The sequence below is a fragment of the Amycolatopsis vancoresmycina genome, assembly GCF_000716785.1.
GTDB lineage: Bacteria > Actinomycetota > Actinomycetes > Mycobacteriales > Pseudonocardiaceae > Amycolatopsis > Amycolatopsis vancoresmycina.
In genome coordinates, this window is sequence record NZ_JNYY01000011.1 from 137,710 (window position 1) to 163,760 (window position 26,051).

General features: G+C 73.1%; 28 protein-coding genes and 1 pseudogene. 11 read left to right on the forward strand and 18 right to left on the reverse strand.

Translation table 11 applies throughout. The annotated features are described in order from the left end of the window. Window positions 1-58 precede the first annotated feature (58 nt). The 5 genes from OO60_RS26310 to OO60_RS26330 all read left to right on the forward strand — a co-directional run bounded on the left by OO60_RS26310 (window position 59) and on the right by OO60_RS26330 (window position 4,660). Complete coding sequence (locus tag OO60_RS26310) at window positions 59-559, forward strand: Lrp/AsnC family transcriptional regulator (protein ID WP_051767769.1); 501 nt, start codon at window positions 59-61, stop codon at window positions 557-559. 111 nt (window positions 560-670) lie between these two features. Beyond that, window positions 671-2,062, forward strand: coding sequence for an aspartate aminotransferase family protein (locus OO60_RS26315; protein ID WP_003089614.1), 1,392 nt, complete (start codon window positions 671-673; stop codon window positions 2,060-2,062). A 327-nt stretch (window positions 2,063-2,389) separates the two neighbouring features. After that, on the forward strand, window positions 2,390-3,592 hold the full coding sequence (locus tag OO60_RS26320) for a cytochrome P450 (protein ID WP_003089612.1): 1,203 nt from the start codon (window positions 2,390-2,392) through the stop codon (window positions 3,590-3,592). 31 nt (window positions 3,593-3,623) lie between these two features. Next, window positions 3,624-4,013: a hypothetical protein gene (locus OO60_RS26325; RefSeq protein ID WP_003089609.1), complete on the forward strand. Its 390-nt coding sequence runs from the start codon at window positions 3,624-3,626 to the stop codon at window positions 4,011-4,013. Window positions 4,014-4,015: 2 nt separating this feature from the next. Further along, a complete protein-coding gene (locus tag OO60_RS26330) occupies window positions 4,016-4,660 on the forward strand; it encodes a LuxR C-terminal-related transcriptional regulator (protein WP_003089607.1) in 645 nt (214 codons plus the stop codon). A 36-nt stretch (window positions 4,661-4,696) separates the two neighbouring features. On the opposite strand, the gene OO60_RS26335 is transcribed toward OO60_RS26330, so the two are convergent. The 3 genes and pseudogenes from OO60_RS26335 to OO60_RS48455 form a co-directional block, all read right to left on the reverse strand. Continuing rightward, a complete protein-coding gene (locus tag OO60_RS26335) occupies window positions 4,697-5,848 on the reverse strand; it encodes a S53 family peptidase (protein WP_240490712.1) in 1,152 nt (383 codons plus the stop codon). Between the two features lie 14 nt (window positions 5,849-5,862). Further along, window positions 5,863-7,992: a hypothetical protein gene (locus OO60_RS26340; RefSeq protein WP_240490711.1), complete on the reverse strand. Its 2,130-nt coding sequence runs from the start codon at window positions 7,990-7,992 to the stop codon at window positions 5,863-5,865. 175 nt (window positions 7,993-8,167) lie between these two features. Further along, window positions 8,168-8,989 (reverse strand): annotated as a pseudogene (locus tag OO60_RS48455) (DMT family transporter); the annotation flags it as partial. Window positions 8,990-9,060: 71 nt separating this feature from the next. On the opposite strand from OO60_RS48455, the gene OO60_RS26350 reads away from it, so the two are divergent. After that, window positions 9,061-9,963, forward strand: coding sequence for a LysR family transcriptional regulator (locus OO60_RS26350; RefSeq protein WP_033262272.1), 903 nt, complete (start codon window positions 9,061-9,063; stop codon window positions 9,961-9,963). Here the strand turns inward: OO60_RS26350 and OO60_RS26355 are convergent. From OO60_RS26355 to OO60_RS26365, 3 genes are all read right to left on the reverse strand, one after another. Beyond that, window positions 9,944-11,302 carry a protein kinase domain-containing protein gene (locus tag OO60_RS26355; RefSeq protein ID WP_033262273.1) on the reverse strand — a complete coding sequence of 453 codons (1,359 nt, stop codon included), beginning with the start codon at window positions 11,300-11,302 and terminating at the stop codon, window positions 9,944-9,946. The genes OO60_RS26350 and OO60_RS26355 overlap by 20 nt on opposite strands. Window positions 11,303-11,399: 97 nt before the next feature. Then, window positions 11,400-11,861 (reverse strand): HNH endonuclease, encoded by a 462-nt coding sequence (locus OO60_RS26360; RefSeq protein WP_004561222.1) that lies wholly within the window; start codon window positions 11,859-11,861, stop codon window positions 11,400-11,402. A 62-nt stretch (window positions 11,862-11,923) separates the two neighbouring features. Beyond that, entirely contained in the window at window positions 11,924-12,862 is a 939-nt protein-coding gene (locus tag OO60_RS26365; protein WP_033262274.1) for a CE1 family esterase, read from the reverse strand. 155 nt (window positions 12,863-13,017) lie between these two features. On the opposite strand from OO60_RS26365, the gene htpG reads away from it, so the two are divergent. Then, complete coding sequence (gene htpG / locus OO60_RS26370) at window positions 13,018-14,913, forward strand: molecular chaperone HtpG (RefSeq protein ID WP_004561220.1); 1,896 nt, start codon at window positions 13,018-13,020, stop codon at window positions 14,911-14,913. 56 nt (window positions 14,914-14,969) lie between these two features. Here htpG and OO60_RS26375 read toward each other — a convergent pair whose 3' ends face one another. The 6 genes from OO60_RS26375 to OO60_RS26400 all read right to left on the reverse strand — a co-directional run bounded on the left by OO60_RS26375 (window position 14,970) and on the right by OO60_RS26400 (window position 20,088). Beyond that, window positions 14,970-16,406, reverse strand: coding sequence for a glycoside hydrolase family 76 protein (locus OO60_RS26375; RefSeq protein WP_004561219.1), 1,437 nt, complete (start codon window positions 16,404-16,406; stop codon window positions 14,970-14,972). A gap of 94 nt (window positions 16,407-16,500) precedes the next feature. Then, window positions 16,501-17,112, reverse strand: coding sequence for a cupredoxin domain-containing protein (locus tag OO60_RS26380; RefSeq protein WP_033262275.1), 612 nt, complete (start codon window positions 17,110-17,112; stop codon window positions 16,501-16,503). After that, window positions 17,109-17,558, reverse strand: a complete 450-nt coding sequence (locus OO60_RS26385) for a hypothetical protein (protein ID WP_004559953.1) — start codon at window positions 17,556-17,558, stop codon at window positions 17,109-17,111. Before OO60_RS26385 ends, OO60_RS26380 begins: the two co-directional genes overlap by 4 nt. 58 nt (window positions 17,559-17,616) lie before the next feature. Then, window positions 17,617-18,576 carry a cupredoxin domain-containing protein gene (locus tag OO60_RS26390; RefSeq protein WP_004559952.1) on the reverse strand — a complete coding sequence of 320 codons (960 nt, stop codon included), beginning with the start codon at window positions 18,574-18,576 and terminating at the stop codon, window positions 17,617-17,619. A gap of 24 nt (window positions 18,577-18,600) precedes the next feature. Further along, complete coding sequence (locus OO60_RS26395) at window positions 18,601-19,509, reverse strand: CopD family protein (protein ID WP_004559951.1); 909 nt, start codon at window positions 19,507-19,509, stop codon at window positions 18,601-18,603. 3 nt (window positions 19,510-19,512) lie between these two features. After that, window positions 19,513-20,088, reverse strand: a complete 576-nt coding sequence (locus OO60_RS26400; RefSeq protein ID WP_033262276.1) for a hypothetical protein — start codon at window positions 20,086-20,088, stop codon at window positions 19,513-19,515. A 389-nt stretch (window positions 20,089-20,477) separates the two neighbouring features. Between OO60_RS26400 and OO60_RS26405 the strand changes: the two genes are divergently transcribed. The 4 genes from OO60_RS26405 (at window position 20,478) to OO60_RS26420 (ending at window position 22,578) form a co-directional block, all read left to right on the forward strand. Further along, window positions 20,478-21,011: a copper resistance CopC family protein gene (locus OO60_RS26405; protein ID WP_033262277.1), complete on the forward strand. Its 534-nt coding sequence runs from the start codon at window positions 20,478-20,480 to the stop codon at window positions 21,009-21,011. 29 nt (window positions 21,012-21,040) lie between these two features. Further along, the gene (locus OO60_RS26410; protein WP_033262278.1) at window positions 21,041-21,379 is read left to right on the forward strand and encodes a DUF6221 family protein; all 339 of its coding nucleotides are present in this window, start codon (window positions 21,041-21,043) and stop codon (window positions 21,377-21,379) included. A 19-nt stretch (window positions 21,380-21,398) separates the two neighbouring features. Further along, window positions 21,399-22,034: a phosphoribosyltransferase gene (locus OO60_RS26415; protein WP_033262279.1), complete on the forward strand. Its 636-nt coding sequence runs from the start codon at window positions 21,399-21,401 to the stop codon at window positions 22,032-22,034. A 121-nt stretch (window positions 22,035-22,155) separates the two neighbouring features. Continuing rightward, entirely contained in the window at window positions 22,156-22,578 is a 423-nt protein-coding gene (locus OO60_RS26420; protein WP_033262280.1) for a DUF6292 family protein, read from the forward strand. Between the two features lies 1 nt (window position 22,579). Here OO60_RS26420 and OO60_RS26425 read toward each other — a convergent pair whose 3' ends face one another. The 6 genes from OO60_RS26425 to OO60_RS26445 all read right to left on the reverse strand — a co-directional run bounded on the left by OO60_RS26425 (window position 22,580) and on the right by OO60_RS26445 (window position 25,991). Further along, window positions 22,580-23,515: a MerR family transcriptional regulator gene (locus OO60_RS26425; protein WP_033262281.1), complete on the reverse strand. Its 936-nt coding sequence runs from the start codon at window positions 23,513-23,515 to the stop codon at window positions 22,580-22,582. A 56-nt stretch (window positions 23,516-23,571) separates the two neighbouring features. Beyond that, entirely contained in the window at window positions 23,572-23,934 is a 363-nt protein-coding gene (locus OO60_RS26430; RefSeq protein WP_033262282.1) for a VOC family protein, read from the reverse strand. Next, window positions 23,931-24,350: a hypothetical protein gene (locus OO60_RS26435; protein ID WP_033262283.1), complete on the reverse strand. Its 420-nt coding sequence runs from the start codon at window positions 24,348-24,350 to the stop codon at window positions 23,931-23,933. The genes OO60_RS26430 and OO60_RS26435 overlap by 4 nt, the downstream gene beginning before the upstream one ends. Beyond that, window positions 24,347-24,514: a hypothetical protein gene (locus OO60_RS47200; protein WP_167346737.1), complete on the reverse strand. Its 168-nt coding sequence runs from the start codon at window positions 24,512-24,514 to the stop codon at window positions 24,347-24,349. Before OO60_RS47200 ends, OO60_RS26435 begins: the two co-directional genes overlap by 4 nt. Window positions 24,515-24,567: 53 nt before the next feature. Further along, window positions 24,568-25,011: a DUF4383 domain-containing protein gene (locus tag OO60_RS26440; RefSeq protein ID WP_033262284.1), complete on the reverse strand. Its 444-nt coding sequence runs from the start codon at window positions 25,009-25,011 to the stop codon at window positions 24,568-24,570. A 155-nt stretch (window positions 25,012-25,166) separates the two neighbouring features. Continuing rightward, complete coding sequence (locus OO60_RS26445; protein ID WP_081911262.1) at window positions 25,167-25,991, reverse strand: SDR family oxidoreductase; 825 nt, start codon at window positions 25,989-25,991, stop codon at window positions 25,167-25,169. Between the last annotated feature and the right edge of the window lie 60 nt (window positions 25,992-26,051).

The following is a 26,051-nucleotide window of genomic DNA, read 5'->3' on the forward strand; positions in this document are numbered from 1 at the left end:
GATTTAGTCACGCACTGTCACGGCGCGCCGGGTTTGCCTGGCGTCACCCGTGTCGGGGATGATCCCGGGCGTGAGCAGCCAGGACGCCACCGGACGGCCCGCCCCGCCGGTCCTCGACGACATTTCGCGGCAGATCATCGCGCAGCTGCAGGAGGACGGGCGGCGCGCGTACGCGACCATCGGCAAGGCAGTCGGCCTGTCGGAAGCGGCGGTCCGGCAGCGGGTGCAGCGGCTGTCGGACTCCGGGGTCATCCAGATCGTCGCCGTCTCGGATCCGTTGCAGGTCGGGCTGTTCCGGCAGGCGATGGTCGCGATCACCGTCGACGGCCCGCTGGAACCGGTCGGCGACGCACTGGCCGAAATGGACGAAATCGCGTACGTGATCCTCTGCGCCGGGCGCTACGACCTGCTGTGCGAGGCCGTCTGCGCGGACGACGAGGCGTTGCTGCAGCTGATCTCGACGCGGATCCGCGCGCTGCCGGGCGTCCGGCACGCGGAGGTGATGGTCTACCTCAAGCTGCGGAAGCAGACCTACCAGTGGGGCACGCGCGGAACGTGACGACTATATCCGAAGGTTGCGGGCGAAAGATGACCATGAATTAGTCGTCCAAGTTCGGCTGGACGACTGAATCGCTTGCGTCGCGGGGTCGGCGCGTGCGATAACCGAGTCATGACCACTACCGCCGACCGCGCCTCCGCCGACGCCCCGAGCCTCGCCCAGGCGGCCCGCAGCAACCTCTGGATGCACTTCACCCGCCACTCGGCCTACGACGAGACCGACGTCCCGGTGATCGTGCGCGGCGAAGGCCCGTACATCTGGGACGCCCGCGGGAAGCGCTACCTGGACGGGCTCGCCGGGCTGTTCGCGGTCCAGGTCGGCCACGGCCGCGAAGAACTCGCGGAGGCCGCCGCGCGGCAGACGAAGCAGCTCGCGTACTTCCCGCTGTGGGGCCACGCGCACCCGACGGCGATCGAACTGGCCTCGCGGCTCGCTTCGGCGGCTCCGGGTGACCTGAACCGCGTGTTCTTCACCGTGAGCGGCGGCGAGTCCGTCGAGACGGCGTGGAAGCTGGCGAAGCAGTACTTCAAGCTCGTCGGGAAACCGGGCAAGCACAAGGTGATCAGCCGCGCGCTGGCCTACCACGGGACGTCGCAGGGCGCGCTGTCGATCACCGGCATCCCGGGCGCGAAGGCGGACTTCGAGCCGCTGGTGCCGAGCACGCTGCGCGTCCCGAACACGAACTTCTACCGGGCGACCGAGCACGCCGACGACTACGAGGCCTACGGCCGCTGGGCGGCGGACCAGATCGAGCAGGCGATCGAGTTCGAGGGCGCGGACACCGTCGCGGCGGTGTTCCTGGAGCCGGTGCAGAACACCGGCGGCTGCTTCGTGCCGCCGCCGGGGTATTTCGCGCGGGTGCGGGAAATCTGCGACAAGCACGACGTGCTGCTGGTGTCGGACGAGGTGATCTGCGCGTTCGGCCGGGTGGGCCACGACTTCGCGGCGAAGCGGTACGGCTACCAGCCGGACATCATCACGACGGCGAAGGGGCTGACGTCGGGGTACGCGCCGCTGGGCGCGGTGCTGGCTTCGGAGCGGCTGATGGAGCCGTTCACCCGCGGCGAGACGACGTTCATGCACGGCTCGACCTACGGCGGCCACCCGGTGTCGTGCGCGGTGGCGCTGGTGAACCTGGACCTGATGGAGCGGGAAGACCTGTACGGCCACGTCCTGCGCCGCGAATCGGCCTTCCGGTCCACTTTGGACAAGCTGCTCGACCTGCCGATCGTGGGGGACGTCCGCGGCGCGGGGTTCTTCTACGGGATCGAGCTGGTGAAGGACAAGGCGACCAAGGAAACGTTCACGGCGGCGGAGTCCGAGCGGGTGCTGCGGGGATTCCTGTCGGAGGCGCTGTTCGAGGCGGGGCTGTACTGCCGGGCGGACGACCGGGCCGAGCCGGTCGTGCAGCTGTCGCCGCCGCTGGTCTGCGACCAGCGGGAGTTCGACGAGATGGAGCAGATCCTGCGGGACACGCTGACCCGGGCCTGGCAGCTGCTGTAGCCGGGCGCGTGACGCCGTCGGCCAGGTGGTCGTGAGTGGTAAGGCGCGTTCTAACTCGCCTTACCACTCACGAGCGGGCGGGGGCATGGTCCAGTGCGGGACGGCCACCCGCTTGGCCTCCGGCCCCCGATGTCCACGCTACCCGGGGGCACCGACGATTCCGGCCCACCGGGCGGGCTCGATGGCCCGATCGGGCGGGGTATTGCCGCTCGCCGCCCGATCGGCCTGTTGCTGAGTACCGTGGATCGTGGGGGACCGGGGGGAACGGCCGGTGACCGGCCCGCCCGCGTTCGCGCCGGCCGTGCTGCGCCTCCGGGAGGAGACCCGATGACCGCCGCCGCTCCGCGCCTTCCGTTCGATCGGCCCAACGTCCTGGAGATCGCTCCGCTCTTCGAGGTTCTCCGGCGGCAGGGGCCCGTGGTCGCCGTCACCACCCCGGCCGGGGATCCCGCCTGGCTCGTCACCGGGTTCGAGCAGGTGCGGTCCGTTTTCACCGATCCGCGGTTCGGGCGGTCGCACCCCGCGCCGGCGGAGGCGTCCCTGCTGTCGGACGCCGCCTTCCTCAGCCGGCCGCAGGGGGACCACGACACCGAGCACACCGAACACGCGCGGATGCGGCGGCTGCTCGTGCCCGCCTTCTCCGCCAACCGGATCCGCCGGCTCGCCGGGCACGTGCAGGAACTCGCCGACGGCTGCTTCGACGACATGGAGCGGGCCCGGGGCGACGGGGCGGCCGTCGACCTGCACGAACACCTCTCCTTCCCGCTGCCGGTGCTGGTGATCTGCGAGCTGCTCGGCGTCCCGTACGACGACCGCGACACCTTCCGGGAGCTTTCGGACCGGATCGGCCGGATGGACATCGGCGCCGCTTCGGACGCGGCGCTCGAGGAGTTCGCCTGCTACATGGGCCGGCTCGCCGACCGGAAGCGGCGCGAGCCGGGGCAGGACGTCGTCTCGGACCTGGTGCGGGCGCAGGCCGGGGATCCCGCCATCAAGGACGACGACGTCGCGCGGCTCGCCGCCGGGCTGCTGTTCGCCGGCCACGAAACCACCGCCAACCGGATCGACCTCGGCGTCCTGTACCTGCTCGCCGACCTCGCCCGGCGGGACGAGCTGGCCGCCGATCCCGAGGGCCGTGTGCACGGCGTCGTCGAAGAGATCCTGCGGCTGTCCGCGCCGAGCGGGCTCGGGGTGCTGCGGTACGCCCACGACGACGTCGAGCTCGGCGGGGTGGCGATCACGCGGGGCGACGCGGTCCTCTTGTCGATCGCCGCGGCCAACCGGGACGAGACCGAATTCCCCGACCCCGAGGCGTTCGACCCCGGCCGCAAGCCGAATTCGCACGTCTCGTTCGCCTACGGCGGCTGGTTCTGCATCGGGGCGAGCCTGGCCCGCACCGAACTGCGGGTCGTGTTCGGCTCGCTGTTCCGGCGGTTCCCGGGGCTGCGCCTGGCCGTCGGCGTCGATGAACTGCGGATCCGGACCAACCGTGTCACCGGGGGAGTGGACCGCGTGCCGGTCCTCTGGTAGACCAACGGCGGCCGCATGTGGAGGAAAAGACGTGACCCTGTGGGACAAGCTCAAGATGGACGACAAGCTCGTCAAGGTGCTGCAGGAGATCCCGCCGGGCCCCGACGCCGAGGAGTTCGGCCGGGCCTACGTCACCATCCACCAGCTGGCCGTCGAGCTGGACCAGCGGTTCCCCGAAGTCCGCACGCAGCTGGACGTGCCGCTGGGCGGCGGCGCCACCCGGCACGCGGGCCTCGTCGAGCTGCTCGGCAAGGAGCTGGTCGACAAGATCCGGCGCTACGGCGACGTCTACCCGATCGAAGCCGCGCAGCTTTCGTCGGTGCGCTTCCGCGAACTGCGGCTGCGCGGCCCGGGCGGCCGTGACCTGGTCGGCGCGTCGAAGACCGACCTGCCGCTGATCCGCCTGCGGGCCAAGGACTGACCGTGCTCGCACCGCCGGTCCGGGTCCTGGTGGCCGAGCGCGATCCCGCGGTGCGTGCCCGCTTGAGCGGGATCCTCGACGCGGCGGACGGCATCGAGGTCATCGGCTCGGCCGCCGACGCGACGGCGGCCCGCGTCACCCTCCGGCGCCGCCTGCCGGACGTGCTGCTGCTGGACCTGCGCCTGGCCTGGCCGGACGCGCTGTCCCGGCGCCCGGCGGTGGTGGCGCTGGCCACCTTCGACTCGGACGCGGGCATCCTGCGCGCGCTGCGCGACGGCGCCGTGGGCTTCCTGCTGCGCTCGGCGCGGCGCACCGACCTGGTCAAGGTGGTCCGCCTGGCCGCCGACGGGCACGTGGTGCTGTCCCCGGACGCCGCCCGCCGCCTGCTGTCGGCGGCCACGCGCCTGTCCGGCCCCCGCGACGACCGGCTCGCGCAGGTGGACCGCCTGTCGGCCCGCGAAACCGACGTCCTCGCCGGGGTGGGTGCGGCGCTGACGAACGCCGAGATCGCGCGCCGGCTGGGGCTGCCGGAGCCGGTCGTGCGGGACTGCGTGGCGCGGGTGGTGCGGAAGCTGGGCTGCGCGCACCGGACGGGCGCGGGGCTGCTGGCGTACGAACGCGGCCTCTGCCGCCCGGGCCCGGGCTGACGTGAACGGCTCCCGGGAGCCGTTCACGTCACGCCCTCAGAAGCCGCTCAGGCCGTCCGGCACCCCCACCCCGGTGGGGGCGTCGTAGCCCGGGCCCGCCACGCACAGGTAGTCGCCGCCGCACTTCTTGCCGGCGCCGTTCGGGTCGTTGTTCCCCGTGGTGACGTCGGTGAACCGGGCCGCGTCGGCGTACACATCGGCCGGCTGGGCCGTGCCCGCCCGGCCCGAACGGCCGTACAGGCCCGCCACGAACGGCGCCGAGGCACTCGTGCCGCTCACCGGGAGCCAGCCGCCCACGTCCGTGTTGTACACCGCCAGGCCGTCCGCGACCGCCGCCACGTCGGCGACCGTCCGCTTGCCGCAGTGGGTGTCCCGCTGCCACCGCGGTTTGGCGATGTAGGCCGAGCAGCCGCTGCCGCCGTACTGCCACGCCGATTCCGCCCAGCCGCGCGGCGAATCCGGGTCACGGGCCAGCGACGTCCCGCCGACCGCGACCGTCGAGGCCAGCACCGCCGGGTAGCTCGCCGCCGTGAAGCCGCTGTCGCCCGACGAGGCCACCACGGTCACACCCGGGTGCTGGTAGTGGCTCGCGTACGCCAGCGGTGCCCCGCCTTCCCGGGCGCCGTAGCTGTTCGAGACGACCTTCGCGCCCAGCCGCACCGCCGTGTCCTCCGTCTCCGCGAGGTCGGCGAAGCCCGGGGAATTCCCCTCCACGACGACGATCCGGCAGGACGGGCACGCCGCCGACACCATCGACACGTCCAAAGTGGACTCGATGGCCCAGCCGAAGGAGCCCGGCGGCAGCGGAGCCGCCGCGCCCTGCTGGTTCACCTTGCGGAAGCAGCCGTTCGCCGTCGTGCACGGCGGCAGGCCGTACTGCGCCCGGTACACGGCCAGGTCGGCTTCCAGGTTCGGCGCGTCGAAGGCGATCGAGATGCCGACGACGGTGTCCGGTCCCGCCTGGTCCAGCAGCCGGTAGGCCGACGCCAGGTCGGCGGCGCCCCAGCCCGCCGGCCCGTCGGCGAACGCGCGGACCGCGCGCGGGGTGTAGGTGGTGAGGCAGCGCGCCTGACCCGGCGCCGGTTCGGGGCACGCCTGGCGGGACATCGGTGCGGCCGCCGCCGCGGGCGTGAGGACGCCGGCCGCCGCCACCGCGGCGGCCAGCACTCCGATCGCTCTTCTGTGCACAGTGGACACTCCCCTCAGTACGGGTAGACGTGGTAGGCGGCCGTGACGCTCTCGGCGATCGTCGCGCCGGCGGTGTCGGACGCCGTCACCCGCAGCGAGACGTCCGTGCCGCGGAACGCGTCCGTGGTCACCGGGAAGTCCGCGTGGAAGACGCCGTCGCCGCGCGCGGTGACGGTCGCGTCCCGCCAGGTCGTGCCGTCGGCCGAGTACTGCACGGTCGCGCCGGCGACGGGCGAAGCGGCGCTCTGCTGCAGGTGGCCCACCGTGAGGTCCAGGCTCTGCGGGCCGCTCACGGTGGACCCGTCCGGCCGGAGCCCGCCGACGGCGTACTGCAGGGTCAGCAGCGGTTCGACCGCACACGCCCGGTCCGGCCCGTCGTCGCCGCGCGCGCAGTAGAACGCCGGCGGCAGCTGCGCGCCTTCGACGTGCTGAGACTTCCACGTCCACTCGGTGTGGCTCGCGGTGCTCTGGAGGTACATCGGCCCGGTGCGCCCGGCGTCGACCGTGAGCCCGAGCGTCGCCGGGCCCGGGCCGGCTTCCTGCTGGAAGGCGGCTTCGAAACTGCCGTTCGACGGCGTGCCTTCGGCGAGGGTGGTGCCGTTCTGGGTGAGCCGGTAGTACCCGGTGACGGTGTCCCGCGGCTCGCCGTCGTAGCCGAAACCCGTGTGGCCCGGCTGGTTGTCGCTGAACGGCGTGATCGAGAACCGCAGCAGGTCACCGGCGCGGGTCGCGGCCGGCAGGGTGTAGATCGTGGTGTCGGACTGCAGCGACACCGCGCCCGCGGGGTGCAGCGGGAAGCGGTTCCAGCCCTCGGTGACCGACGAGCCGCCCCGGTAGCTGTGGAACGCCTCGTACTGGCCGCCGGCCCAGCCGGGGGACTGCCCGGGCAGCACGTACTTCGAAACGCCGCCGAACCACATCAGGTCCGGTGCCGCCGAGACGTACTCGGTCTGCCGCCGCGGCAGGTCCAGCAGGTGCGACGGGCGGCCGCCGCCGTCCTCGAAGGTGAACATGCCGCTGCGCTGCCGCCGCCCCACCGCGGTGAATTCGCTGTAGTAGGTGGCGTCCACCGTGGCGACGTCGTTCGCCGTGATCACGTACCGCTGCTGCGGGATCGTGCCCGTGGCGGCCTTCTGCAGCACGTATTCGTACGGCGTGCCGGGCCCGGGCGGGGACACGAGCCTGCTGTACGGGTACGTCTGCAGCGCCCCGGTGCGCACCGGGACGGCGGTCGGCGACACCGAGATCGGCACGCCCGGCCCGGCGTCGAAGTCGACGACCAGCGCCGGCCCGGTCTTCGCGGCCCGGCGGAAGAAGAACCCGGTGTCGTCGAGCAGCGCCGGCCGCGGGGTCACCCAGGTCAGCTTGCTGGACGCGCGTTTCGCGTCGACGCGGACGGTCGCGTCCGCGTGCACCGCGAACTCCGGCTGCGCGGTGAACCGCACGTCGGTCGGGTTGCCGTCGGCGTCGGTCGTCCAGAGCACGCCGAGCGCGCTGTAGTTGCCGTCCGGCACGCTGAACTTGGCCGTGCCCCCGGAAAAGTAGTTGACGGTCTCCTCCCCGGCGAGGGTGGTGCCGTCGTCGGTGTTGTAGAGGAACGCGATGCCCGTGTCGGCGGGCTTGCCGGCGAGGTCGGTGGCGTCGACGGAGACCGTCCGCATCACCGACCGCGGCCGGACGACCTGCCGCTTCGGTGCCCCGGCGAGTGCGAACCGCGTGCCGTTCGCGAACAGGCCCTGCCCGCCGAACCGCCCCCGTGCACTGTCCTCTTTGTACTGCCTCGCCAGCGCGGCCCCGAAGGTCGCGGTGTCGGCCGGGTTCTCCGCCCCCGCCAGCAGCGCCTTGACGTCGAACAGGTTCAGGTCGAGCCCGCGCCCGAGGTAGGGGAGCGCGGTGCCGGGCACCTCGTAGTCCCGGCCGCCGAGCCGCAGGTGCACCAGCGCCCGCGCCATGCCCTTGGCCGCGGCCGGCTGGATCTCGAACGTGTCCCGGCCGTCCGGTGCGGTCCGGACGGTGACCCGGTCGCCGGTGATCAGGGTGGCGGTCGCCGATCGGCCCGCCGCGACCGCGGCCGGCGGGGCGAGCCCGGCCAGGCCAGCCGAACCGGCGAGCAGGACCGCGAACACCGTGAGACTTCTTCGCACTGGCACCTCCGTGTGGTGGTTGATCACCACTTCCGACGGACCAGTCGCCCGGACCGTTGAGACCGGGGCGCGATCTCCCGCGAATTACCCTGATCGGACCAGCGACGGAGTCAGAGGTGTCGCCGGAAGCGCGGCCGGGCAAGGCTTTCCGGCCCGCCGCGCCGATGAGGACGACTCCCGCGACGCTGAGCGCCCCGCCCACGACGTCCACCACGCCCGGCGTCTCGCCGAGCCAGCCGAACGCGACCGCGAGGGCCACCGCGGGCACGAGGTAGAGGGCGGCCGTCGCGACCGTGAGCGACTGCCGGGCCACCGCGTACCCCCAGGCGACGAACCCGGCCGCCGACGGAAGGGCGCCGAGGAAGACCACGGACAGCGTCGCCTGCGGCGGCGCGCTCGCGAAGGCGTGCACGGCCTGCGGCGCGAGCGGCGCGAGGAACAGCGTCCCGGCCCACATCGCGTAACAGGCGACCTCCAGCCCGGTGTAGCGCCGCAGCAGCGGCTTGCTGCCGAGGTGGTACACCGCCTGGACCGCCGCCGCGGCCAGCACCACCCACGCCGCGCCCGAGTAGCCGAGGCCGCCGCCGGTGGCGATGAGCGCGCTGCCGCCGAGCGCCACCGCGCTGCCCAGCAGCTTCGCCACGGTCAGCCGCTCGCCGAGGAACACCGCCGCGAGCAGCGCGCTGAACACCGGCGCCACCGAGACGAGCAGGCTGGCCGTGCCCGCCGGGACGTGCACCTCGCCCCAGTTGAGCAGCACCTGGTACGCGCTCATCCCGGCCAGCCCGCACCCCGCGATCAACGGCAGGTCCGCGCGGCGCGGGCGGCGCACGCCCAGCACGGGCGCCGCGAGCAGCAGGACGGCCGAGGCCACCGCGAGCCGGGCGAACGACAACCCGGCGACGCCGTAGCCGTCGAGACCGACCTTGATCGCGGGGAACGCCGACGCCCAGAGGACGACGGTCACGGCCAGGGCCGCGGTTGCTTTCAGCTTCACCCCTCCATCGTCGGCGGTAAGATGCTGAAGTACCAGTTACTCTTTCTTGGCTGATCAGGAAGCTGTACTTCATGTTGGAGCTGCGCCGCCTGCGCGTCCTGCACGGACTCGCCCAGCACGGGACCGTGGCCGCGACGGCGGCCGCCCTGCACCTGACCGGGCCCGCCGTCTCGCAGCACCTCGCCGCGCTCGAACGCGAAGCCGGCGTCCCGCTGCTGGAGAAACGGGGCCGCACGCTGGCGTTCACCCCCGCCGGACGGCTGCTGCTGTCCCACGCCGAAGTGATCCTCGACGACCTCGCCGCCGCGGAGTCGGCGCTGGCCGCGGCGGCCGGCGACGGCGGGACCGGCACGGTCCGCGTGGCGGCCTTCGCGTCCGCGGCCCGGCAGCTCCTGTCGCGGGCGTGGGCCGGCCCGGTCTCCCTCCGCCTCGTCGAGCAGGAACCCGACGCCGCCCTCGAGTCGCTGCGCCGCCAGGAGGCCGACATCGCGGTGGTGCACAGCTATTCGCTGGTCCCGCGGGAAATCCCGCCGCGCTGCGCGGAGCGGGTGCTGCTCGAAGACCCGGTCCTGCTGGCGCGCGACCCGGCATCGCCGGGGCCGGCCGACGGCGAACCGGTGGACCTGACCGCGTTCGCCGGCCGGCCGTGGCTGGTGCCGGCGGCCGACCTCTCGTGCCACGCGATGATCCAGCGCGCCTGCGGCGCGGCCGGGTTCGTCCCGGAGGTGGCCGCGGAGTCGGCGGACTTCGCCGTCCTGGTCGCCCTCGCGGCGGCCGGTGCGGGGGTCGCGCTGGTGCCGGCCATGGCGTTGCCGTCCGGACCGCTGGGGGTCAGCCTCCACCCGCTCCGGGAACCGTTGACCCGCAAGGTGTTCGCGCTGACCCGGGCGGGCCTGGCGCGGCGGCCGGACGTCGGTTCGGTGCTCGACCGGCTGGCGCGGGCCGCCCGGGACTTCAGAGCGTCCGGCAGGTGACGGCCGGCCGGGCGTCGCCGCTTCCGTTCTGCGTCAAGGCGATCAGGCCGAACGTCGTCGTCGCCTCCGCGTCGAGTTTCGCGTTCCAGGCCGCGTTCTCGACCGTCACCGTGGACCCGTCGACCGTGAAGGTTCCGTTCCACAGGCCCGTGATGCGGTGCCCGGCGGGCAACGTCCAGCGGACGCGCCAGCCGGACAGGCCGGCGGCGCGGTCGTTGCGGACCGTCACCAGCACCTGGTAGCCGCCCGGCCAGGAGTTCGTCACCTCGTACCGCGCCGCGCAGCCCAGGTCGGCCGGGGTGGTGGGCGCCGGGGACGGGGGTGTCGAGGACGGTGCCGCCGTCGGCACCGGTGCGGCCACGGGCGTGCCGTCCGGGACGATCACGGTGCCGATCACCACGCCCAGCGCCAGCAGCACCGCGCCGGCGGCGCCCGCCAGGACCAGCCGCCGTCGCGGACGGCGGACGCGCAGCAGCCGCGTCCCGGCCCGCGGCCGGGGGCGCGGAGGGGGCAGCGGACGGCCGCCGGTGACCGCTTCCAGCAGCTCCTGGACCTCCGCCATCGCCGGGCGGGCGGCCGGGTCCCGCGCCAGCATCCGGGTCAGCACCTCGGCGAGCGGGCCGTCGTGGCGCGGCGGGACGACGTCTTCCTTGGCGATGCGCAGGAGCAGGGTGATCGCGTTGTCGTCGTTGCCGAACGGCGGGGCGCCTTCCAGCGCCCGGTAGAGCGTTGCGCCCAGGGAGAAGACGTCGGCCGGGTACTCGGCTTCGTGGCCGCCGGCGACTTCGGGGGCCAGGTAGGCGGGCGTGCCCGCGATGAAGCCGCCGCCGGTCACCGTGCCTTCGCCGGTCGCCCGGGAGATGCCGAAGTCGGCGATCTTGGCGACCCCCGACTCCCCGAGCAGGACGTTGGCGGGCGTGACGTCGCGGTGCACGACTCCCTCGGCGTGCGCGGCGGCGAGCGCCGACGCGACCTGCACGCCGATGCGCGCCACCTCGTCGGCGGGCAGCGTCTCCCGGTCGAGCAGGACCTCCGCCAGGCTGCGCGACGGCAGGTACTCCATGACCAGGTAGGGCCCGCCGGGTGCCTCGACGACGTCGTGCACCGTGATCGCGTGCGGGTGCCGCAGGCGCGCGGTCAGCCGGGCTTCGCGCAGCGCGCGCTGGGCCGCCTGGGCACCGGCGGCCGGCCCGATGGCCGCGTCGTAGTCCAGCTGCTTGACCGCGACGACCCGGTCGAGCCGCTCGTCGCGGGCGCGCCAGACGACGCCCATCGACCCCTGGCCGATCCGTCCGGCCAGCCGGTAGCGCCCGGCGACCAGCTCTCCTGCGTCGGTCACGACGACCTCCCGGCTTCCCCCGGAACACACGGATGCGGGCGACGTTCGGTTCGAGCCTAACGGCCTGCCCGCCGGTTCGCCGCCGGGCAGGCCGGGCTCACGCGCCGAGCCGGTGCAGCTGGTCCCACGCCGGGACGTACGGGGTGAACCGCAGCTTCATCCCCGCCTCGGCCGGCAGCTTGTCGGCCTTCCGCGCGTTGCAGCTGCGGGCCGTGCCGCCGCAGGCCGCCACCGTGTTCAGCCACGACGTCCGCTCGCCGCCGCGGCTCAGCGGCGTCACGTGGTCGATCGTCGTCGCCTTCGCGCCGCAGTACGCGCAGCGGTGGCCGTCGCGGGTCAGCACCCCGCGGCGGGACCAGCGCGGCGGCTGCGTATATCGCCACTTCATGACGACGTAACGCAGCAACCGCACGATCTTCGGGCGCGGGAACAGCCCGTACGCGAGACCGTCCTCGGCCTCGTGGATCTCGGCGACGTGCCGCACGAGCATGCGGATCGCGTGCGGCACCGAAACGGTCTGCAGCGGCTCGTAACCGGCGTTCAGGACGAGTACCTTCACAACACACCTCTTTCCTCTCGGCGAAATCGTCGCCGAGGGGAAAGACGTGCGTCAATCGTGTTTCACCACAGTGGATGCGCGCGGAAGAACCGCCAGATGACCGGCGTCGCGTCGATCACCGACGGCGTCGCGGAGTCGTTGTTCGGCCGGGTGCTCGGCCAGACGTGCCCGGCCCCTTCGACGCGGTAGTGCTCGACGGCGCCGCGGCGGTCGCAGCCGAGCCACTTCTCGGCCAGCACGCCGACGACCGGCGTCCACGTCACCGGCCGGGGCCGGCAACCGTCCCTTGTGGACCATCCGGCCAGCCAGTCCGGGATGGCGGGCAGGCCCTTCGCCGGGTTGCCGTCGTAGGGGATGGTCGTGTCGGCGGTGCCGTGGAAGTCGAGGACCGGCACCGGGCGGTGCGGCAGGCACGCGCCGCTCTGCGGGTAGAACGCCCCGGACACCGGCGCGAACGCCGCGATCCGGCCGCCCAGCCGGCACGCCAGCACGCCGACGAAGCCGCCGCCGTTGGACTTGCCGGCGGCGAAGACGCGACCGGGGTCGACGCACAGCGTGCGCTGCAGCGCGTTCAGCAGGTCGCTGGTGAACAGCACGTCGTCGGCCGCGGCCGAGTAGGGCGCCCCGGTCCAGGCGGCCTCGCCGTCGGTGCCGATCAGGCCCTGCGGGTAGACCGCGATCACGTCCAGTGCCGAGAAGCCGGACAGCTCCTCCTGGTACGCCGACGTCCGCTTGTGCCCGTGGAACGACAGGACCAGCGGGTAGGGCCGGTGCGGGTCGTAGCGGGCGGGCAGGTGGACGGTGTACTCGCGGTCGAGGCCGCCCGAGGCGACGTGCCGGGTGGTCGTCACGCCGGCCGGGAACCCGGCGGGCCGCCCGCAGCCGGTGGTGCGGACGGGCTGGTCGGCGACCCCCGCCGCGGCGGCGGGGGCGGCGAAGGCGGTGGTCAGGGCCGCGGCCGCGGCGAACACGGCGGCCCAGCGGGGCAGGCGTCCGGGCACTCGATCCTCCTTGATCGACAGCAGGGCGTGGCCAGCATCACACCGGGAGCGCGGCGGTCCGAGATTGCGTTCATAAAGTGCGCGGTCGGAACCGTCGGACCCGCTCGGTAGGATCGACCCAGCGACGGCCACCGGACACGCGGAAGGGAATGGAAGTGACTGCCCCGATCGAGACGCTGGAGTTCCAGTCGGAAGCGCGTCAGCTGCTCCAGCTGATGATCCATTCGATCTATTCGAACAAGGACACGTTCCTGCGGGAGCTCGTGTCCAACGCCTCCGACGCGCTCGACAAGCTGCGGCTGGAGTCGTACCGCGACAAGGACCTCGAGGCGGACACGTCCGACCTGCACATCGCCATCGAAACCGACCCGGAAGCGCGGACCCTCACGGTGCGCGACAACGGCATCGGCATGACCCGCGACGAGGTCGTCGCCCTGATCGGGACGATCGCCAAGTCCGGCACCGCGGACTTCCTGACCAAGCTCAAGGAGGCGAAGGACGCGGCGGCGTCGCAGGACCTGATCGGGCAGTTCGGCGTCGGGTTCTACGCGAGCTTCATGGTCGCGGACAAGGTCACCCTCGTGACCCGCCGCGCGGGCACCGCCGAAGGCGTCCGCTGGGAGTCGACCGGCGAAGGCACGTACACGATCCAGCCGGTCGAGGACGCGCCCCAGGGCACCGCGGTCACCCTGCACCTCAAGCCCGAGGACACCGAGGACCACCTCTACGACTACACGTCCGCGGCGAAGATCCGCGAGATCGTCAAGAAGTACTCCGACTTCATCACCTGGCCCATCCGGATGCGGGGCGAGGGCGAGGACGCCGAAGCCGAGACCGTCAACTCGATGAAGGCGCTGTGGGCGCGCTCGTCGAGCGAGGTCACCGAGGACGAGTACCACGAGTTCTACAAGCACGTCAGCCACGACTGGCAGGACCCCCTGGAGACGATCCGGCTGCAGGCCGAGGGGACGTTCGAGTACCAGGCGCTGCTGTTCCTGCCCTCGCACGCGCCGATGGACCTGTTCCTGCGCGAGCGCAAGCGCGGCGTGCAGCTCTACGTCAAGCGCGTCTTCATCATGGACGACTGCGAGTCGCTGGTCCCCGAGTACCTGCGGTTCGTCAAGGGCGTGGTCGACGCGCAGGACCTCTCGCTCAACGTGTCGCGGGAGATCCTGCAGCAGGACCGGCAGATCCAGCTGATCCGCCGCCGCCTGGTGAAGAAGGTCCTGTCGACGGTCAAGGCGATGATGACCGCCGACGCCGAGAAGTACGCGACGTTCTGGCGCGAGTTCGGCCGGGCGGTCAAGGAGGGCCTGCTCGACGACTTCGAGAACCGCGAAGCCATCCTCGAGATCTCGTCGTTCGCCTCGACGCACGACGCCGAGAAGCCGACTTCGCTGCGCGACTACGTCTCGCGGATGAAGGAGGGCCAGGAGCACATCTACTTCATGACCGGCGAGTCGCGCTCGGCGATCGAGAACTCGCCGCACATGGAGGCGTTCCGCGCCAAGGGCTTCGAGGTGCTGGTGCTGACCGACCCGATCGACGAGATGTGGGTCGACGCGGTGCCGGGCTTCGACGGGAAGCAGTTCCAGTCGATCGCCAAGGGCCAGGTCGACCTCGAGTCGGAAGCGGACAAGAAGGCCACCGAGGTCGCCCGCGAACAGCAGAACAAGGCCTTCGAGAGCCTGCTGACCTGGATGGGAACGGCACTGGGCGACACGGTCAAGGAGGTCCGGCTCTCGTCGCGGCTGACGACGTCGCCCGCCTGCATCGTCGGCGACACCCACGACCTGACCCCGACGCTGGAGAAGATGTACCGCGCGATGGGGCAGGAACTGCCGCCGATCAAGCGCATCCTCGAGCTGAACCCGGACCACGGCCTGGTGACGGGCCTGCGCGAGGCCCACACCGCCCGCCCGGACGACGAGGGCCTCACCGAAACGGCCGAGCTGCTGTACGGCATGGCCCTGCTGGCCGAGGGCGGCGAACTCGCCGACCCCTCGCGGTTCATCAAGCTCCTGGCCGGCCGCCTGGAGAAAACCCTCTGACCCGCGGTCGTGAGTGGTAAGGCGCGTTAGAACGCGCCTTACCACTCACGACGTGGTCAGGGGGCGGCGTTCATCAGGTCCAGGGCGCTCTGCTGGCGGGCCGCGTCGGCTTGGTCGAACGGGCCCGCCCACAGCAGGCCGTACGCGTCCGCGCTGTTGCGGTCGTTCGCGTACGCCGAGTTCGCCTGGCGCTGCAGGTAGGCCGTGTACGGGTGGTCCGACAGGGCCGCGTTGAGCACCGCCAGGTCGCGGGCGTACACGCCCTTGAACGTCGGGCCGTCCGCGCCACCGCCGCCCGCCGTTTCGCCCGGGTCGCGGAGGATGCCGCCCGGGTTCAGCGAACCGTTCGCCGTCGACGCGTTCGCCATCGCGCGGGCCTTCGTCAGCAGGCTCGCGTCGCCGGTCGCGCGGTACAACTCCGTCAACGCCGCCAGGGGCACGCCCTGGTTGTACGACCAGACCGCCTGGCCGTTGTTCGCGCAGGCCGACGTCAGGCCGTCGTTGACCAGGTTCGAGCCGTTGATCATCCCGCTGCCCGAGAACCAGGTCCAGCCGGCCCGGGCGCGCGCCAGGTACGCCGTGTCGCCCGGGATGCGGTTGTGCAGGGCCGCGTTCAGCTGGATGTACAGCGAGTTCGGGATCGCGTTCTTGTAGCCGCGGCTCGTGCTCCACCAGACCCCGCCGCCGCAGACGCCGTCCCAGTACGCGTACATGTGGTCGGCGTCCGCGCGGGCGGTGTTCAGGTACTTGCCGTCGCCGGTCAGGTCGTAGGCGTCGACCCACGCCAGGCCCCACCAGCCGGTGTCGTCGAGGTAGTCGTTGCGGAAACTGCCGCCCTGCGCCGAAAGGTTCTTCGTGTACGTCGTGTCGATCGCGTAGCGGTAGCTGCCCATGCCGCTGATCCGCACGTTGTCGATGATCGCGGTCAGCGCGTTGGCCGAGTTCCACCACCCGGTCGTGTCGAAGAGGCCGGTGCCGAGGTTGTAGCGCTCCATCAGGGCCGTGGCGGCCGCGGTGCGGCGGTCCCAGGCGTTCCACGTCGGACGGGCCCAGCCGGTGCACGCGATGCTCCCCGAACCCGCGGGCTGCCCGCACGCACGCAGCAGGCCGACGCCCCGGTTCGCCCAGTCGTCGGCGTTGTACATCAGGGTCCGCCAGCCGGTCGCGCCCGGCGGGGTCGCGGTGTCGCCGAGCTTGCTGCCCGACGCCCACGTGCGCCCGGCGTCGAACGAGCGGTCCAGCCAGACGTGGTCGCCGGCCGCGCCGCCGGTGATCGCCGCCCAGCCCATGGCGTCACCGTCGTCGAGGTGCAGGGAGATCCTCCGGCCGCCGACACCGGCCGACGCGCCTTCGCGGTCGCCGGGCGACGACGCGGGATCTCTTGCGTCGCAGTACTTGTTGCAGATCGTCGCGAGCGGTGCGGCGGACGGCGCCGGGGACGGCGTCGGCGTGGCCGCCAGGACGAAGGACAGCAGGGGGACGAGGAAGTGCATCGGTCACCTTCCGCGCTGAAGGGCGATGCACCTCATTTTCCGGAGCTAATAATATTGGTCCAGTCCTCTACCGGGACAAGATCCGGACAGGAATTCACGCCCGGCGTGACCCGAGTAGCAGCAGGCACAGCACCGCGACGCCGGTGACGAGCCCGGCGACCAGCAGCATCGGGTTCAGCGACGGCGGGGTCGCCGCGCTCGCCTGCTGGACCGGCTGCGGGGCCGGAACGGCGGCCGCGGACGAGGTGGCCGGCGGTGTGGCGGTCGGCGTGACCGCCGGCCCGGCGGCGGCCGGGGCGGCCGAGGTGGTGGTGGCCGTGGTGCGCGGCGGCGTCGTCCGGGGCGCCGACGGCTTCGGCGCCGCCGTCGTGGGCGCGGGCAGCACCGTCACCGAGGCCCGCATGTCGGGGTGCACCGAGCAGTAGTACTGGTAGGTGCCCGGCTGCCGGAACGTGTAGCTCCAGCTCTGCCCGGCCGACAGCTGCGGGCTGCGGAACGCGACCGGCGCGCTCGTCGTGACGACGTCGTGCGGGGCCTGGTCGTGCTGCATCCACGTGACCGTGTCGCCGGCGCGCACGGTCAACGCGGCCGGGGAGAAGGCGTAGTCCTGCATCATGACCTGCTGCGTCGCCGCGGCGGCCGGGCCGGCGGGCGGCAGCGCCAGGAACGCCAGCAGGCAGGCGACGGCCAGGGCGGCGCGCCTCATCGGACGAACTCGATCGCGATCTCCACACGCAGCCGCCGCCGGGCGAGCAGCCGCACGAGCCCCCGCGCCCGCGCCGGCTTCCGGCGGGCCGGGAGGACGTACCCCGCGGCCCAGACGACGACGCCACAGGCGTCCCGGTGCCGGACGTCGCCGCGCAGGCGCACGGCCCGTCCGGCCACGCCGCCGTCGACCACGAACGGGTCCTCGGCCACTTCGGCGGCGGTGAAGGTGAGCTCCTCGCCGTGGAACGCCTTGGCGAGGAACGGGATCGGCGTCCGCAGCGAGCCGGGGTCGAGGACGACCGTGAGGGCCGAGCCGGGGGTCCAGTGCCCGCCGGTCGCGGTCAGCCGGGCGCGGAACAGCGGCAGGCGGCGGGAAACCTCGATGACGCAGCGGTCGCGGCGCAGGGTGTAGCGGGTCACCGGCAGCACGGCGGTGTCGGGCATGGGGGAGGGCCTCCGGGGAAGGGAGCGGGTGGCCCGGCCGGCCGGGCCACCCGCGCGGTCAGCAGCTTGCCTGGTTCAGCAACGGCGTGAGCACGTTCTCGAGCCACACCGTGTGCGTCTTGATGTACTGGTCGAGGTTGAGCAGGTCGGTCACCTGCTGCACCGGCGACTCCTCGAGGTGCGCGCTCTTGATGTGCGCGAGGATCGGCGCCAGCGTGTCGGTGACGACCTTGTCCGCCGACCCGTCGAACGCCGGCGCGAGCACGGTTTCCAGCCACACCGTGTGGGTCTTGATGTACTGGTCCAGGTTGAGGATGTCCTGCACCTGCTGGCCCGGTGAGGTTTCCAGGTGGGCGCTCTTGATGTGGTCGAAAATCGGCTGCAGGACGGCCTTCGGGACGCAGGAGCCGCCGGCCGGGGTGGACGGCGCCGGCATCGAGTGGCTCGGGGCCGAGGTCGGAGCGGACGTCGGGGTGGTGGCCGGCGGGGCGCTGGTCGGGGCCGCGCCGGTCACGGTGACGGTCGCCTTCATGTCCGGGTGGATCGAGCAGTAGTACGAGTACTTGCCCGCCTTGGTGAAGGTGTGGCTGAACGTCTGGCCGGTCTGCAGGGTCGGGGACGTGAACTTCTCCGGCCCGTCGGTGACGACGATGTTGTGCGGCGCGGTGTCGTGGTTGGTCCAGGTCACGGTGTCGCCGACGGCGATCGTCAGGTCGGCGGGCGAGAACTTGTAGCCCATGGCTTCGACGGCCTTCGCCGACGGCGCCGCGGCTCCACCGGCTTGTTCCTGTGCGAGGCCCTGGTAAAGCGGGACGGCCAGCGGACTCTGCCGGGCCAGTGCGGCGAGGTCGACGTTCGCGGCCTGGCTCGGGGCGGCCTGCTCGGTCTGCCCGCCGCGCAGCGTGGCGAGGCTGAACAACGCCGTCGCCAGGGCGAGGACCGCCACGGCGACCGGCCAGTTCCGCCGCCGGCGCACCACCTCCGGCTGCTCGGGGGCGGTGGGGGTGGGGTTGTCCATCGAGGGACTCCTTTCGCGGGGCGATCAGCGGCCGGGACTGGCCGTGACGAGGAAGCTCGCCGCGAGGAGGACCACGAGCACGAGCGTGGTCTCCGCGGCGACGGAGTGGACGAAGGGGCGGACGGTTCCGGCGTCCCCGCGCAGGACGACGGCGAAGTCGAGGCGGCGGCCGACCCAGCTGCGGCTGGCCTGGGCGGCGAGCAGCACGACGGCGAGCACGGCCAGCTTGACCAGCAGCGTCCGCCCGTAGGCCGTGCCGAACACCCGGCCGGCGCTGCCGACGGTCTGCCACGCGAGCACCACCCCCGCGGCGACCACGACCGCGACCGACGTCATCGCCAGTTTCGAGTAGCGCGGGATCACCGTGGCGAGCTCTTCGGGGTCACGGCGGGCCAGGACGCCGAACAGCAGCACGGCCAGGCCGCCGATCCAGGCCGAAGCGCCCGCGAGGTGCGCGAGGTCCGCCAGCTGGGTCAGCCACGGCCGGGTGCTCTCGGCCGCGTGCCCGGTGAGCCCGGTCGTGCGGAGCAGCCCGAGCAGCACCGCCCCGGCCCCGGCGCGCCAGGGCAACGCCGTGGCGGCGGCGCGGCCGCGTTGCAGCAGCCAGGCCAGCACGACTCCGCCGAGCAGCCACAGCAGGGCCCTGGCGAACCAGATCCGGCCGAACTGGCTGTCCAGTGCCGGGCTCAGCAGGTCCCAGGACAGGAAGTCGCCGGGCGGGCGCTGCGCGGCCCACGCCGCCTGCAGGCCGAGTCCGGCGAGGGTGCCGAGCAGGCCGAGGACCCAGCCGGTGACCACCACCGAACGGGCACCGCGGTGGCCGGCGCCGCCGGGCCAGAGCGCGGCCAGGAACAGCAGCCCGCCGGCGAACAGCGTGAGACCGGCGTAGTCGACGGTGCGGGCGAACACGTACCACGCCTTGACGGGTTCCACGGCTCACTGTCCACTGGGGACGGTGGTGGCGGCGGGCACCATCGCCGGTTCCAGCCCGCCGTCGGCCGTGCGGCAGTAGCCGAGGACGAGCGCCCCGGCCCCGGACGGCCCGGTCACGCCCAGCCCGGTGGTGACGGTGCCGAGCAGCGGCAGGCCGCCGACGGTGTCCAGAACCTGTTGCGCCACACCGGGTTGGCACGCGGGCGGGTCCGTTCCGGGCGGCACCGGCGTGGCAGGCGACGACGGCGATGGGGGAGGAGGGGTGTCGGGCGTGGGGGATTCCGGGACCGGCGCCACCCCGGTGTCGCCGGGCGGGACGGGGCTCGATGGCTGGTCGCCGACCGGGACCGCGGGCAGCGGGGTCGCCGGGCCGCCGGTGGGCAGCTGGCCGACCGGAAGGGGTTGCGTGGCGGGCGGTTCCGGCGTGCCGGGGTGCCCGCCGTCCGCGACGGCGGGCGGGGCCGCCGCCGCGGTGCCCGGGTGCAGGCCGATGCCGGACGCGTAGCCGACGACGACCACGACCGCGCCGGCCAGGCTCGCGGCGATGACGTGGTCACGGCGCAGGGCGGGTCCTCGCACGGTTTCGTCCTCCGAAGAACGGGAATTCGCGGCCCGGGAAAGGGCTTCGCGAGCAATTCCGGATGGGTGGGGAAAACGGGATGTGGGAGCAATAAACCAGCCGGCACGTTTCGCGGGGTGATCTTCACGTGAAGGCCGGGTAAAGTCCGGCGGCCCGGAAGTGGCGCGACGCGGTGAGTTCCTGGGCCGAAAGCCGCTTCGGCTGCGCTGTTCGGGTGATCGGCCGTGCGGACTACCGGGCTAGCGGCCCGATTTGCCCGGTTGCCGGACGGTGATCCGCCGTGGCGGTGAGAATTGGTTAACACAGCCGTTTCACGTCTTCGGCCGCGCCACGGGATCTGCTCGCTACGGTTCCGGCATCCTCCGAATTCCCGAGAAGGCGAGAAACCATGACTTCCCGCTGGTCTTTCCCGGCCCGGATCGCCGCCGCGCTGGCGGCCGCCGGCGCGGCGCTGCTGTGCGCGCCCGCGGCGGACGCGCACAGTGTCCTCGTCTCCAGCTCGCCGTCCGCGGACGCGTCGCTCGCTTCGGGCCCGGCCGAGGCGGTGCTCGAGTTCAATGAGCCGGTGGAGAACCGGTTCACCGAGCTCTCGGTGCTCGGCCCCGACGGCGCTTCCCACTGGGAGGCCGGCCCGGCGTCCGTGGTCGACGCCCGGGTCTCCGCGCCGCTGCGTCCCCTCGGGCCGGCCGGCGGCTACACGATCCGGTACCGCGTCACCTCCGCCGACGGCCACCCGGTCTCCGGCACCGTCCCGTTCCGGCTCACCGTGGCGGGCCCGGGCGGCGCGGTGCCGGCCGCGACGGCGGTGACGCGCCCGGACGCCGACGGGCCGGTGCCGCTGTGGCCGTGGATCACCGGCGGCGCCGTCCTGCTCGGCACCGGGTACGCGGTGGCCCGGCGCCTGGGCCGCGCGCACGCTTGAGGCAGTGGCCGCGCGGGTATCCCGCGCGCATGACGAATCTCGACGACACCACGACCGCGAAGCTCGACGAATTCGTGCTCGCCCGGCTCGCGGAGGACGAAGAGCGCGTCCGGGCGGGGGAACTGCCGCTGATCGACGAGGCCGAACGGCGGGGGCGGCTGCGGATCATGTACGCCGACGACGGCGACGGGCTGCTGCTGGCCGGCGGGCCGGTCGAGGCGATGGAGGACCGTCACCCGGTGCCGTTCGCCGAGAAGGCCGAGTTCCTGCGCCGCGAGATCCGCGACGCCCACGACGACGCATCCGTCAAGCTGATCGCGTCGGTGTACGAGGCTCACCCGGACTGGCGCGAAGAGTGGCGCCCGTGAGCGTGCCTGCGCCGCGGTGATGGCCGCGCGGGTCTTCGCCGACCGGGCCGACGGCGGCCGCTGCCTCGCCGACGAGCTGCGGCGCCGCGGCTGGACCGATCCGCTCGTGCTCGGGCTGGCCCGGGGCGGGGTGCCGGTCGCCGCCGTCGTCGCCCGGCGGCTCGGCGCGGACCTGGACGTCGCCGTCGCGCGCAAGATCGGCGCCCCGGGCCGCCGCGAATACGGCGTCGGCGCGGTGACCCCGGACGGCCCGGCCAGCTACGACGAAGCCGCCCTGCACGCACTCGGGCTGACGGCCGCGCGGCTGGCTCGGGCCGAAGCGCGGGAGCGGGCAGAGGCGCGCCGCCGCTTCAGGCGGTACCGCGCCGGCCGCCCGCCCGCGGTCCTCACCGGCCGTGACGTCATCCTCGTCGATGACGGCCTGGCGACCGGCGTGACGGCGACGGCGGCACTGCGCGAGGTCCGCGCGGCCCGGCCCCGCACGCTCGTCTTCGCCACCCCCGTCGCCGCCCCGGAGGCGGCCGATCGCGTGGGCGCCGAGGCCGACGACGTTGTCTGCGTGGCCGAGCCGCCGGGTTTCCGCGCGGTCGGCCAGTGGTACGCCGATTTCCACCAGACGAGTGACGACGACGTGCTGGACCTGCTCTTCCGGTGACCCTCGGCTCTCCACAGAGGACGGCCGGTGACGTGCTGCGCCACCCGGGTCGGACCGGGTTGACCGGGTGGGTGACGGGGTATCACCCGTCCGGGGTGCCGACCGGAGAAGCGGGTGCGGGATGAGCGAACGGGACGGGCTCGGCGCGGCGGCGCGCGGGCTGCGGCAGTACCTGCTGGCCGTGGCGGCCAAGCTGGACGCGCCCGCCTGGTTCTGCGAGGTCGACGTCCCAGCCGGTGCGTACGTGGCGCTGGAGCGGCGGCTCGCCCGGTTCCCGGACCACGAGACGGCGTTGTTGTGGGACGAGCGCGACGGCTGGTCCGCGGCGGTCGAGTCGGCGAGCGGCGACGACGTCGTCGTGCTCGCCTACCTCGGCCAGGACGTCCTGCCGCCGCCCGAAGCCGTCGAGAAGTTCGTGAAGGACCTCTACGGCGAGCAGTACCCGGGGCGGCCGGACCCACCGGACTTCCGCAGACCCGGCGCCGCGGACGGCTTCGACGACCGGCTGGCCGCCTACGCCGGCGACCCCGTCGGCCGGGCTTGACTCACGGCCGGCCGGCGCGCAGGGCCTGCCCGAACCAGGCGAACACCGGTCCCGGGTCGGGGAGCGGCGGCCAGCCGTTGAGGGCGGCGACCAGCTGCCAGTACCGCGTGACGCGCGGATCGTCGGCCACCTCGAGCCGTTCGAGGATCCACGCCTTCAGCCGGTCGTCGTCGGCCTTGCCGAAGGTCCGGGCGTAGCCGGCGGTGAGCGTGGCGACGACGGCGCGGGCCTGCACCGAGTCCGGAGCGATCCCCGCGGCCAGCGCCCGGCCGACGGTTTCGCGCACGGTCTCGGTCAGGTCGTGGTGCAGGCCGGTGGTGTCCCCGTCGGCGCGCTGGGCGGCCTGGTATTCGGCCATCCGCCGCACGGCGTCCCGGAAATCGTTGTCCTGTACCAGTTCCACGAGCTCCATCCACGCCTCGACCTGGGCGGGGGTGGCGTCCTCGGGCAGCTCCGGCATGGTCGAACGCAGCAGCTCCACCATGGCCGGGTTGGCGTCGACCCCGCCGAAGGTGTCATCGACGAAATCGTGGACGAAGCGGCGCCGTTCGGCGTCGGAGAGGTTCACGAGTTTGTGCATGAGATCCATTTCCCGAGGGGTCGCTCCCCGGTTCGCGACCGCGGCCAGCACCGAACGCCGCAGGCGCAGCGCCCGGATCTGCACCTCGAGCGCAGCCGCGTGCGCGGCGGCGACCTCGGCGAGCGAGGTCTCACCGGCCAGCACGCGCCGGACCGTGGCCAGGTCGATGTCGAGTTCACGCAGCGTGCGAACCAGCTCCAGCCGAGCCAGGGCGGCCACGTCGTAGAGGCGGTAGCCGGCCGGGCTGTGGCTGGTCGCCGGAACGATCCCCTTGTCGGAGTAGAACCGGATCGCCTTGACGGACAGGCCGGTCCGCTCGGCCAAGGCACCGATCGGGAGGAGGTTCTCGTCGTCCATGCCCACAGCTTGCAGGCTCCCCTTGAGGGAGACTCAACTTCGAATCACGGTTCGGGTCACCGCGGCGGGAGCACGCAGAATTCGTTGCCCTCCGGGTCGGCGAGCACCACCCACGGGTCGTCAGCCGGGTCCTCGAGGACCTTCGCTCCCAGCATCACCAGCCGTTCCACCTCCGCCCGCTGGTCCCGCTCGACCGGCGCGAGGTCCAGGTGCAGCCGGTTCTTCCCCGCCTTGCCCTCCGGCACCGGCTGGAACAGCAACGCCGGGCCGGATTCGAAGTCGACTTGCCGATACTCGGTTCCGTGCGAGTCGGTCCACTTCCTCGTCTTGCCGCCGCCGATCGCCGCGGCCCAGAACTCCGCCAGGAGGTCCGGCTGGTGGCAGTCGACCGCCACCGCCAGCATGCGGGCCGCCGTCACGACCCCGCCACGATCCGGTTGATCGCCTCCGCGACCAGCTCCGGTTCGGCGACCGTCACCGTCAGGCCGGGGTGGCGGATCCGGCCCCACGGGTCGATTCCCGCGACCGGTTCCCGGAACCGCAGGCACACGCCGCCGCGCGTCGTCGTGCCGAACGTCAGGCCGCGGTCGGCGAGTGACAGGCGGACACCCAAGCCACGAAGGGCGTGGTACGGACCCGTTGCCTCCGCGCCGGCGAGGTTGCCCAGCGGCGTCTCGACCAGCCAGGGTCCGAACCGGACGCGCAGGCCGCCGGTGTCCAACTCCAGGCCGCTGTTCGGGCCCAGCAGGCGCTGCAGCCACGGGAACGGCACGGCGAAGTCCGCGTGGAGCCGGTGGTGCACGACGACCGTGCGCCGCTCCACGCCCGCGGTCATGCGTCGCCGCCCGGTGCGGGGAGTTCGGTTTCGTCGTCGGCCGGGAGTTCGGGGTCTCGCCACTCCTCGGCGCGGGACGGGCCGTTGCCCTGCAGGGTGCCGCGCAGTTCGGCCTTCTGCGCGTCGTCCTCCCGCGGTGAGTGCTGGTCGCTTTCGCGGTGCATGAGTACCTCCTTCACGCGGGCTACCCGGTGATCGGCCGCCGAAACGATCGAGCTCACCGCCGCCGTCGCGCGGCTTTGTTGACGGCCCGGGCGGCGACGATGCCGAGCACCAGCCCGGCGAGCGCGGTCAGCCCGTGCAGCCAGTTGCCGGCCCAGTTCAGGTTGATCGGGTCTTCGGGGTTGCCGATCGCGGTCGCCAGGATCCCGTAGGCGGTCATCCCGGTGAAACCGACGAACAGCACCCAGCAGTAGATGATCGCGCCGGTGCGGCGGGTCGCGGCGAGCAACCCGAGCACGCCGACCGCCGTGTGGACCAGGTTGAGCAGCGGGGTCACGCTGAAGATCCAGACGGCACGGCTCGTTTCGTGCCCGACCGCCGCGGTTTCCGGCGTCAGGAACCCGGCGATCCCCAGCGCGAGGTAGAGCAGCCCGAGCACGGCGACGACCGGCCGCAGCCAGGTCGCCGCGGTCCGGGGACGGGCCTCGGCGGACGTCATGGGGTGCCTCCTTCTCCTCGGCCGCGCGGATACCCGCGGTGGGGTGGGAGAAACGGGTGAGTGGAAAGGGCCGGACGGCGGGCTGGGGGAGCCGCCGTCCGGCCCGTGGCCGGGACCCGCGCCGGTCCCTGCAGCCAGGACGCGGGCCCCTGGTCTCAGGGGGAGCGCCAGTCGTGCCCGCGGTACGCGGTGCCGTGCTGGGCGCCCATCAGCAGCAGGCCGCCGTCGACGACGAGCGACGTGCCGGTGATGTACCCGGCCGCCGGTGTCGCCAGGAACGCGACTGCGGCCGCCACCTCCGCGGCGTGGCCGGGGCGGCCGAGCGGGATGCCGGGCCGGTCCTGCTCGCGCGGGTCGGCGTCGGCCTGGCCGGTCATCGGGGTCGAGATTTCGCCGGGCGCCACCGAGTTCACGGTGATGCCGTGCTCGGCCAGCTCCAGCGCGAGCACCTTGGTCAGCGCGCCCGCGCCCGCCTTCGCGGCGCAGTAGGGTGCGGCGCCGACCCGCGGGACGTGCTCGTGGACGCTGGTGATGGTGATGATCCGGCCGCCGCGACCGGCGTCGATCATGTGCCGGGCCGCGCGCTGCGAGAGCAGGAAGACCCCGTCGAGGTCGACGTCGAGGACCTGCCGCCACTTCTCGTAGTCCAGGTCCATGGCGAGCTGGCCGCTGCCGGTGCCGGAGCAGTTGACGAGGACGTCGAGGCCGCCGAGGTCTTCGGCGAACGCGTCGACGACGTCGGCGGCGGCGGGCAGCTCGGTCAGGTCGAGCTGCCGGACGTGCGCGGCAACGCCGCGCGACCGCGCCTCGGCGGCGGTTTCCGCGGCGCCGTCGGCGTCCGAGTGGTAGGTGATGCCGACGTCCAGGCCGCCGCCGGCGAGGGCGACAGCCACCGCGCGCCCGATGCCGGAGTCGGCGCCGGTGACGATGGCGCGTCGCGGCGAAGGGGCTTCGGCGGGCAGAGGCGCCGGGAGCGACACGGGCTGCTCCTTTCGTTCCCCGTCGGCTACCACCGCCTCCGTGGACTAAACGCAACGGTC